Origin of the sequence: Neorhizobium sp. BETTINA12A, from assembly GCF_023006485.1 — a bacterium.
Taxonomy (GTDB): Bacteria; Pseudomonadota; Alphaproteobacteria; order Rhizobiales; family Rhizobiaceae; genus Neorhizobium.
Genome location: NZ_JALBGW010000176.1, coordinates 1 through 9,358 on the forward strand (window position 1 = coordinate 1; position 9,358 = coordinate 9,358).

Genomic DNA, 9,358 nt, shown 5'->3' on the forward strand with positions numbered 1-9,358 from the left:
GGTCCGCCGCTCCTGAAGTCCTTGCCGAGCCGGTGCGCGATCCCGTGACCCAGAGGCAGCAGATCTCCTCGCCGCCGCCACTTGCGCCGCAATCGACAGCCCGAAAGCGCCCGGCGCGCACGGAGCTCTATTACGATACCAAGAGCCAGGTCTTCTCGGCCCTGATCGATACGATCGATCTTTCCCAGCTCGCCAAGCTCGACGCCGAGAGCGCGCGCGAGGAAATCCGCGATATCGTCAACGATATCATCACCATCAAGAATTTCGCGATGTCGATCTCCGAGCAGGAGGAACTGCTCGAGGACATCTGCAACGACGTTCTGGGTTATGGCCCGCTGGAGCCGTTGCTCGCCCGAGACGACATCTCCGACATCATGGTCAACGGTGCCGGACAGACCTTCATCGAAGTCGCCGGCAAGACGATCGAATCCGACATCCGCTTCCGAGACAATTCCCAGCTCCTGTCGATCTGCCAGCGCATCGTCAGCCAGGTCGGCCGCCGCGTCGACGAATCCTCGCCGATCTGCGACGCGCGCCTGCCGGACGGATCCCGCGTCAACGTCATCGCCCCGCCGCTCGCCATCGACGGACCGGCACTCACCATTCGTAAGTTCAAAAAAGACAAGCTCAACCTCGACCAGCTCGTCAGGTTCGGTGCGATCACCCCGGAAGGGGCAACGCTCCTGCAGATCATCGGCCGCGTCCGCTGCAACATCGTCATCTCCGGCGGCACCGGTTCCGGCAAGACGACGCTGCTGAACTGCCTGACCAACTATATCGACAGGGAAGAGCGGGTCATCACCTGCGAGGATACCGCCGAACTGCAGCTTCAGCAGCCGCATGTGGTCCGTCTCGAAACCCGCCCGCCGAACATCGAGGGCGAAGGCGAGATCACCATGCGCGATCTCGTCAAGAACTGCCTGCGCATGCGCCCCGAACGCATCATCGTCGGCGAAGTGCGCGGACCGGAAGTTTTCGACCTGCTGCAGGCGATGAACACCGGCCACGACGGATCGATGGGTACGATCCACGCCAACACGCCGCGCGAATGCCTGAGCCGTATGGAATCGATGATTGCCATGGGCGGTTATTCGCTGCCGGCCAAGACCGTGCGCGAGATCATCAGCGGTTCGGTCGACGTCATCATTCAGGCGGCCCGTCTGCGCGACGGTTCGCGCCGCATCACCCAGATCACCGAGGTGATGGGCATGGAAGGCGACGTGATCATCACCCAGGACCTGATGCGCTACGAGATCGACGGCGAGGACGCCAATGGCCGCCTGATTGGCAGGCATATGGCAACCGGCATCATGAAGCCGCATTTCTGGGACCGCGCCCGTTATTACAACGAGGAAAAGCGTCTTTCCTCCGCGCTCGACGCGATGGAAAAAACCAAGGACTAAGGAGCGGAATTCCATGTTCGGGTTGGATATCAATGTCGTGGCGATCATCGCCCTCGTGGCGGTCGCCGCGGCGGCGGTCTGTTACGGGCTGTTGTTCTCCCGCATGGAAGTGGAAAAGAAGGCCGACAGCCGGCTCAATCGGGTAAAATCGGCGGAAACCGATCTCAACAAGGTCAAGGACGCGCGAGACCGGGTGCAGGAGCTTTCCAAGCGCCGCAAGTCCATGCAAGACTCGATCAAGGACCTGGAGAAGAAGCAGGAAGAGAAGAACAGGAAGATGGGCGACGGCAGCTTGAAATCCAAGCTCGCCCAGACCGGCCTGTCCCTGACGATGGGCCGCTTCTATATGTTCAGTGTCCTTTTCGGCGTCTTCGTCTTCCTCGTCACCCTGATTGCCGGCCTGCCTTTGCTTGCCGCCCTCGGCGCAGCCTTCGTCAGCGCGGTCGGCTTGCCGCGCTGGATCGTTGGTTTCCTGGTCAAGCGTCGCCAGAAGAAGTTCCTGGAGGAATTTCCGAATGCGCTCGACGTCATGGTGCGATCGATCAAATCCGGCCTGCCGCTCAACGATTCAATGCGACTGATCGCATCCGACGGCCAGGAGCCGGTGAAGACGGAATTCCGCCGCGTGATCGAATCCCAGCAGGTGGGCCTGAGCATTCCCGAAGCCTGCACCCGCATGATGTTGACCATGCCGCTGCCGGAAGTGAATTTCTTTGCGATCGTCATCACCATTCAGGGCCAGGCCGGCGGCAATCTTTCCGAAGCGATCGGCAACCTTTCCAAGGTGCTGCGCGAGCGCAAGAAGATGAAGGCCAAGGTGCAGGCGTTGTCGATGGAAGCCAAGGCTTCGGCGGTGATCATCGGCGCTTTGCCCTTCATCGTATCGCTGCTCGTCTATCTCACCTCGCCTCAGTACATCTCGATCATCTTCACCGATCCGCGCGGGCACCTGATCCTTTTGGCTTCCGGCGTCTGGATGTCGATCGGCATCTTCGTCATGCGCAACATGATCAACTTCGACATCTGAGGGGACGGGACGATGGGACTGGCAACGACGCTTACCGATCCGATCACGTTGCTTGCCATTCTGGTGGCCGTGGCGGTTTTCGCGACCCTCTACACGCTGGCGAGCCCTTTTCTCGAAAAAGGAGATCTCGACAAACGCATGAAGGCGGTCTCCACCGAGCGCGAACAGATCCGCGCCCGCGAACGCGCCCGCATGAATTCCGAACAGTCGAAGACGTCGCTGCGTGCGCAGAATAATCAGTCGGTTCGGCAGATCGTCGAGCGCTTCAATCTGCGCAAGGCGCTGGTGGACGACAACACCGTCAACAGGCTTCGTGCCGCCGGTCTGAGGTCGCAGAACGCCCTCAACATGTTCCTGCTGGCCCGTTTCCTGCTGCCCTTCGTTTTCCTTGCGGCCGCTATCGTGTGGATTTTCGTGCTCGGCAACCTCGCCACCCGGCCGTTCCCGATCCGCATGCTGGCGGCGATCGTTATCGCCTATATCGGCTTCTATGCACCGAATATCTACATTTCCAACCGGGTGAAGAAACGCCAGCATTCCATCAAGCGGGCCTGGCCCGACGCACTCGACCTGATGTTGATCTGCGTCGAATCGGGGATTTCCATGGAAGCGGCGATGCGCCGCGTGGCCGAGGAGATGGCGCAGGCGTCGCCGCCGCTGGCCGAGGAAATGGTGCTGACGACGGCCGAGCTCTCCTTCCTGCAGGACCGCCGCACCGCGCTCGAAAATCTCGGCATCCGCACCCAGCTCGATATCGTCAGGGCCGTTACCCAGGCGCTGATCCAGGCGGAACGTTATGGCACGCCGATCGCCTCGGCGCTGCGCGTACTTGCCCAGGAAGGTCGCGACGAGCGGATGAACGAAGCGGAAAAGAAGGCGGCCGCCCTGCCGCCGAAGCTCACCGTCCCGATGATCCTGTTCTTCCTGCCGGTCCTGATCGCCGTCATCCTTGGTCCGGCCGGCATCCAGGTCGCCGACAAGTTCCACTGAACGCGGTTTTCTAACATTCGGCGTTCGACCCGCACCGGCCGCGCGTGCCCATTGTTGAACGTGATATGAACTCCCGTTTCAGACGGCGTTCAGCGGGATCGGTCCAATATCCTCTCCATCAGCTCGAGACGTCCGGCTCTTCCAGCCCCGCCGGTTCGTGAGCGAAACATATTCGGAGGATACCAAGATGCTGACACGACTTTGCGTAAACCTCGTCCTGATCGGCGGAATCATCACCGTGATCTCGCGCCTTATCTAAGGCGCTCCGACAGGACCATTCCCGAAAACGAGAAAACCGGCGCAAGGCCGGTTTTTGTTGGAATGGCGGAAGAAGCCCCATCAGTTCGTGTTGGGCTTTCCCTTGCCATCCTTGTCGGCGAGCTTCGTCCAGGCGTTTTGCTGGGATAACATCGAGCGCAGATAGGTGACGTTGGCATCGGCCTGCTGCTGCGAGAGTTCGCGGCGGGCGATCTGTTCTGCTTCCGAAAAACGACCCTGCAGGCCGACCACCAGCGCCAGGTTCTGGCGGACGCGGCTGTCAGCGGCAGGCTGGCCGGCGGCATTACGCATGTAGGTTTCCGCCGTCTTCAGGTCGCCGGAAAGCACATAGGACATTCCGAGATTGGACATCACACTTGGCTCGTTCGGCTGGGTATCAAGCGCCATGCGGTATTTCTGGCGAGCCTCCGCCGAGCGCCCGAGCTGATCGAGCACGGCGCCTTCGGCCGAATAGAGGCGCCAGTCCGGATGATCGGGGGTCTGGGCGCGGTTGATGGTCGCGAGCGCCTGTTCGAGCTGGCCGGCACCGGCCTGCGCCTTGCCATAGGCGGCCAGCACCTCGCGGTCGGCCGGATGAGCAATCGCCACCTGCTGCATCACCGCAAGCGCCTGCGCGCTCTTGCCCGTCATACCGAGCACCGTCGCGTAGCGCAGCCCGATTTCCTTGTTCTTCGGATCTCGGGCATAACTTTCGCCGATCGACTTCTCTGTGCCTGCAAGCGCGTCCGCATTCATGCCGTCCATGGAGGCGGCCGAGGCCCTCGGGATCGAGCCCGTCGTCGCCACGTCCCGGTTCGTCGCACAACCGGTGACCGAAAGAGCGGTGAGAAGGGCGAAGGCGGCGGTCTGGGCGAGGCGGGTCTTGCGAAGCGTCACGGCTGCGGAAGCGGTCATGGGGTGCGGTCTCGTTCGGTCCGGTGCCACGTCTTCCGAATAGGGAGCGGGCAGATAGCGCATTTCCACTCCAGCAATAAACTGTTAACCCTAACAGATCGTTAAGACGAGCGATTCCAACAGCTTCCGAAGGCCGGCCCATGACTCCTTATCAATATATCGAACGTCCCTCTCCCTTCAGCGCGAAAGGGGCGACGTCAAGGCCGGTCCATGCCGTGACGCCCTCCGACCTGGAGGCTGGGAAGCTCGATGCGGCGGCGCTCGCCTGGGCGAAGGCGTCGGGCTTCAAGGCGGAAGCCGGTGCTCTGCTTCTGGTGCCCGCGGGCAATGAAGTGGGCAGCGCCCTGTTCGGCCTTGGCAGCGATCCCGCCGAGGCACCGTTCATTACCGGCAAACTCTCGAAGCTCTTGCCGGCGGGTGACTGGCATGTCGAGACCTCGGCGCTTGGCGGGGCGCATCTTGCTCTCGGCTACGGCCTCGGCACCTACGGTTTCAGCCGCTACAAGTCCGAAAAACCGAAGGACGTCCGGCTTGCGATCCCGGTCACGGCCGATGCCGCCGATGTCGAGCGCCAGCTTGCCGGCGTTTTCCTGGCCCGTGACCTCATCAATATTCCGACCAACGAGATGGGGCCGATCGAGCTCGAAGCGGCATTCCGGGCGCTTGGCGAACATTACGGCGCGACCGTCACGTCGATCGTCGGCGAGGACCTGCTCGCCCGGAATTTCCCTCTGGTTCACACGGTCGGCCGCGCCAGCGTCTCAGCCCCGCGGCTGCTCGAAATGCGCTGGGGACAGAAGGGCCATCCGCGCGTCACCCTGGTCGGGAAGGGGGTATGCTTCGATACCGGTGGCCTCGACATCAAGGGTGCCGCCAACATGGCGCTGATGAAGAAGGACATGGGCGGCGCGGCGAACGTCATGGGCCTTGCCCTGATGATCATGGATGCCGGCCTCAAGGTCGACCTGCAGGTTCTGGTGCCGGCGGTCGAGAACTCCATTTCCGGCAATGCCTTCCGCCCCGGCGATATCTACAGGAGCCGCAAGGGCGTTACCGTGCAGATCGACAATACCGACGCGGAAGGCCGGCTGGTCCTCGCCGACGCGCTCGCCTATGCGGACGAAAACCCGCCGGACCTGATGGTCGACATGTCGACGCTGACGGGGGCCGCCCGCGTCGCGCTGGGCACGGAGCTAGCGCCCTATTTCACCGACGACGAAACGCTTGCCGGCAAGCTGATGGACGCGGGACGCACCGAAGCCGATCCGATGTGGCGCCTGCCGCTGTGGATGGGCTACGACAAGGACATCCGCTCCCGCGCCGCCGATATCACCAATTCGCCCTCGGGCGGCATGGCCGGCGCGATCACCGCAGCACTTTTCCTCAAGCGCTTCGTCACCGCGACCAGGAGCTGGGTGCATTTCGACATCTACGGCTGGGTGGCGGCCGAAAAGCCGCATGCACCGGTCGGCGGCGAGGCGTTTGCGATCCGCGCGCTCTATCGCACGATCCGCGACATGGCCGCGAAATAAACCGGCTCCGAAACAGACCGGTAAGAACTTCGGCCTAAAATTCGTCGGATTGTGAACCGAGGCCGAATTTGGAACCGAGGTGTGATGCCGGTTGAACTGACCGCCACGGAAGCGCTGGGCCTCTGGCACCGGGTATCGCTGGAGCAGGTGCGCCACGACGGCCGCGATCTGACATTGCGCCAGATGTCCATTCTGCTGCATATTTACCTCGTGCCGCCGCCGCACACGGTGCGTGGCCTGGCGGCGACGCTGGGCGTTACCAAGCCGGTCATCACCCGCGCGCTCGACACGATGGGCGAGATGGGCCTGGTGGATCGCCAGCGTGACGAGCGGGACCGCCGCAATGTGGTGATCAAGCGCACGGTGGCGGGTGCGCTCTATCTGGAAAAGCTGGGCGACCTGATCATCAAGGAAGGCCGCAAGTGATGGGTTTGGCATAAGGCGCCCGAAGGGAATTTGAAATGACCAAGTTGCTCGACAGACGCCTGCACGCCTTCCGCCCCGACCTTGCAGACGAGACGCTGAAGGGTAGCGTCGAGGCGGGCCAGTTCGTCCGCGGCGAACCGGCACGCATCGCCGTGCCGGTGGCCCAACTCCGCCCGGCACCGGACCTTGCCCGCGGCATCGATACCGAACTTTTGTGGGGCGAAACCGTCCGGGTTTTCGACCGCGCCGATGGTTTTGCCTGGGTGCAGGCCGATCAGGACGGTTATGTCGGCTACCTGCCGGAGGCGATGCTCGGAAGCCCGGACGAACCCACCCACCGCATCGCCGTGCCGCGCACCTTCCTGTATCCGGAACCGGAGCTCCGCAAGCCGCCGGTTGGCGCCCTGTCCATGGGCAGCCGCGTCACCGTCGTCGGCGAGGCGGAAACCCGCGGTACCCGTTATTTCGTCCTGGCGAGCGGCGAGGCGGTGATCGCCCGCCATTGCCTGCCCATCGCCGAGACCTTGGGTGACGACTACGTCGCCGTCGCCGAAAAATTCATCGAGACGCCCTATCTCTGGGGTGGCCGTTCGGGTTTCGGTCTTGATTGCTCGGCGCTCGTGCAGCTTGCCCTGATGATGACCGGCCAATCCGCCCCGCGCGACTCAGATATGCAAGCCTCGATCGGCAAAGAGATCACCCGCGGGGAACTTCGCCGCGGCGACCTCGTTTTATGGAAAGGTCATGTCGGCATCATGGAGAATGCCGAGACGCTTCTCCACGCCAATGGCCACACGATGAGCGTCGCCCGCGAGAATTTCGAGGCGGCCGTTGAGCGGATCGGATGGCTCTACCAGCAGCCCACCGGCTATCGCCGCCTGGATAACCGCCGATGATCACGCAAACGTGGTCCCCGGCCCATGGATCGGGCCTCCTGCCGTCCATATCTTTGAATCGTCCGCAGTTTTCGTGGATGAGGAGTCGATTGATGCTCAAAGGTGCATGGATACTGCCGGCCATGATGCTCGTGGCGCTGCTTGTCGCCGCGTTGGTTCCGGCCGAGGTATTCGCAGCCGAGCCCCTAGCCTTCCCCAAGGACACCCAGACCTATTTCCGCAACCTGCCCGGCGTCGTGCCCGAGGAAGAACGCGTGAAGAAACAGGCCTATGACTGCACCAGCGATATCGAGAACGTCTATCGCAGTCGTGGCGGTTTCGACATTCTCTATGGAGATGTCATGCCGACCCGGATCTACCGCTGCAAGTCGCCGAGCGGCGTGACCTATACCGGCACACGGATGCCGAACAATGAATGGGCTCCCGGCATTCACCCCTATCATCTGCCCGAATAGGGCAATCTTCGTTCAAACGCGGCGAATGGGAAGACCGTATCTTGCGATGTCGCGTCGCAGCCCCGTCCAGCCATTGACGACCTGCCGCCGCTGCCCCACTACTTTCTGACATACTGAACTTGGTACACCGGGAGGATGCAGGGTGTTCCACGCAAGCATGAATTTTGCGCTCGGCGAGGAGGTCGACGCTGTTCGTGAGACGGTCCACCGTTTCGCGCAGGAAAAACTCAAGCCTCGCGCCGACGAAATCGACCGCAGCAACGAATTTGCCCGAGATCTCTGGCCTGAACTGGGTTCGCTCGGCCTGCTCGGCCTCACCGCCGACCCGGAATTCGGCGGCACGGGCCTCGGTTATCTCGCTCATGTGGTCGCCGTCGAGGAACTGGCCCGCGCCTCGGCCTCCACGTCGCTCAGCTACGGCGCTCATTCCAACCTCTGCGTCAACCAGATCAACCGCAACGGCAATGCCGACCAAAAGGCGCGTTACCTGCCGAAACTCTGCTCGGGAGAACATGTCGGCGCGCTCGCCATGTCCGAGCCCGGCGCCGGTTCCGACGTCGTGTCGATGAAACTCCGCGCCGAAAGGCGCGGCGATCGCTACGTGCTCAACGGAACCAAGATGTGGATCACCAACGGCCCGGATGCCGATGTGCTGGTGGTCTATGCCAAGACAGATCCGGCCGCCGCCTCCAAAGGCATCACCGCCTTCCTCGTCGAAAGGGGCTTCAAGGGCTTCACGACCGCCCAGAAGCTCGACAAGCTCGGCATGCGCGGCTCCAACACCTGCGAACTGGTGTTCGAGGATTGCGAAGTGCCGGCCGAAAACGTCATGGGGTCGGAAGGCGGTGGCGTCCGCGTGCTGATGTCCGGGCTCGACTACGAGCGCGTCGTGCTTTCGGCGATCGGCATCGGCATCATGCATGCCTGCCTCGACGTGGTTATGCCTTATGTCCATGAGCGAAAGCAGTTCGGCCAGTCGATCGGCGAGTTCCAGCTGATCCAGGCCAAGGTTGCCGACATGTACACGGCGATGAATTCCGCCCGTGCCTATGTCTATGCGGTGGCCGCCGCCTGCGATCGCGGCGCCGTGACACGCCAGGATGCCGCTGCCTGCTGCCTCTACGCCTCCGAACAGGCGACCCAGCAGGCGCTGCAGGCCATCCAGATCCTCGGCGGCAACGGTTATATCAACGACAATCCGACTGGCCGGTTGCTGCGCGACGCCAAGCTGATGGAGATCGGCGCCGGTACGTCTGAAATCCGCCGCATGCTGATCGGCCGCGAACTCTTCAAGGAAACCGCCTGATGGCTGTCATTCGGTCTGCGGTCAATCTGAGAAGCGAAGCCGCCGAAGCGAACCGCGCCGCGATGCAGGCAAAGCTTGCCGAGGTCGAGGCGGCCGTCGCGCTCGCCGAAGCCGGCGGTGGCGAGGAAGCGCGGGCGCGGCATGTGAAGC

Annotated in this window: 9 protein-coding genes; 8 read left to right on the plus strand and 1 reads right to left on the minus strand. The window is 62.6% G+C overall.

The genetic code is table 11. The features are described 5' to 3' along the window. The 3 genes from MOV61_RS25645 to MOV61_RS25655 all read left to right on the plus strand — a co-directional run. Window positions 1–1,403, plus strand: a 1,403-nt coding sequence (locus MOV61_RS25645; RefSeq protein WP_247138609.1) for a CpaF family protein, incomplete at its 5' end; no start/stop codon positions are given. Between the two features lie 13 nt (window positions 1,404–1,416). Then, window positions 1,417–2,430 (plus strand): type II secretion system F family protein, encoded by a 1,014-nt coding sequence (locus MOV61_RS25650; RefSeq protein WP_038548182.1) that lies wholly within the window; start codon window positions 1,417–1,419, stop codon window positions 2,428–2,430. A 12-nt stretch (window positions 2,431–2,442) separates the two neighbouring features. Continuing rightward, complete coding sequence (locus MOV61_RS25655) at window positions 2,443–3,420, plus strand: type II secretion system F family protein (RefSeq protein ID WP_038592363.1); 978 nt, start codon at window positions 2,443–2,445, stop codon at window positions 3,418–3,420. Between the two features lie 339 nt (window positions 3,421–3,759). On the opposite strand, the gene MOV61_RS25660 is transcribed toward MOV61_RS25655, so the two are convergent. After that, a complete protein-coding gene (locus MOV61_RS25660) occupies window positions 3,760–4,593 on the minus strand; it encodes a tetratricopeptide repeat protein (RefSeq protein WP_247031741.1) in 834 nt (277 codons plus the stop codon). A gap of 140 nt (window positions 4,594–4,733) precedes the next feature. Between MOV61_RS25660 and MOV61_RS25665 the strand changes: the two genes are divergently transcribed. From MOV61_RS25665 to MOV61_RS25685, 5 genes are all read left to right on the plus strand, one after another. Then, on the plus strand, window positions 4,734–6,125 hold the full coding sequence (locus MOV61_RS25665) for a M17 family metallopeptidase (protein ID WP_247138610.1): 1,392 nt from the start codon (window positions 4,734–4,736) through the stop codon (window positions 6,123–6,125). A gap of 84 nt (window positions 6,126–6,209) precedes the next feature. Continuing rightward, complete coding sequence (locus tag MOV61_RS25670) at window positions 6,210–6,551, plus strand: helix-turn-helix domain-containing protein (protein WP_247138613.1); 342 nt, start codon at window positions 6,210–6,212, stop codon at window positions 6,549–6,551. 35 nt (window positions 6,552–6,586) lie between these two features. Next, a complete protein-coding gene (locus tag MOV61_RS25675; protein ID WP_247138611.1) occupies window positions 6,587–7,447 on the plus strand; it encodes an NlpC/P60 family protein in 861 nt (286 codons plus the stop codon). Between the two features lie 92 nt (window positions 7,448–7,539). After that, entirely contained in the window at window positions 7,540–7,902 is a 363-nt protein-coding gene (locus MOV61_RS25680; RefSeq protein WP_247031733.1) for a hypothetical protein, read from the plus strand. A gap of 142 nt (window positions 7,903–8,044) precedes the next feature. Then, on the plus strand, window positions 8,045–9,208 hold the full coding sequence (locus MOV61_RS25685) for an isovaleryl-CoA dehydrogenase (protein ID WP_247138612.1): 1,164 nt from the start codon (window positions 8,045–8,047) through the stop codon (window positions 9,206–9,208). Window positions 9,209–9,358: the final 150 nt, after the last annotated feature.

What these genes read in the sequence shown, in the direction of transcription:
- MOV61_RS25650 (WP_038548182.1), top strand. Translation starts at nt 1,417, where the DNA reads ATGTTCGGGTTGGATATCAATGTCGTGGCGATCATCGCCCTCGTGGCG.
- MOV61_RS25655 (WP_038592363.1), top strand. Translation starts at nt 2,443, where the DNA reads ATGGGACTGGCAACGACGCTTACCGATCCGATCACGTTGCTTGCCATT.
- MOV61_RS25660 (WP_247031741.1), bottom strand. Translation starts at nt 4,593, where the DNA reads ATGACCGCTTCCGCAGCCGTGACGCTTCGCAAGACCCGCCTCGCCCAG.
- MOV61_RS25665 (WP_247138610.1), top strand. Translation starts at nt 4,734, where the DNA reads ATGACTCCTTATCAATATATCGAACGTCCCTCTCCCTTCAGCGCGAAA.
- MOV61_RS25670 (WP_247138613.1), top strand. Translation starts at nt 6,210, where the DNA reads ATGCCGGTTGAACTGACCGCCACGGAAGCGCTGGGCCTCTGGCACCGG.
- MOV61_RS25675 (WP_247138611.1), top strand. Translation starts at nt 6,587, where the DNA reads ATGACCAAGTTGCTCGACAGACGCCTGCACGCCTTCCGCCCCGACCTT.
- MOV61_RS25680 (WP_247031733.1), top strand. Translation starts at nt 7,540, where the DNA reads ATGCTCAAAGGTGCATGGATACTGCCGGCCATGATGCTCGTGGCGCTG.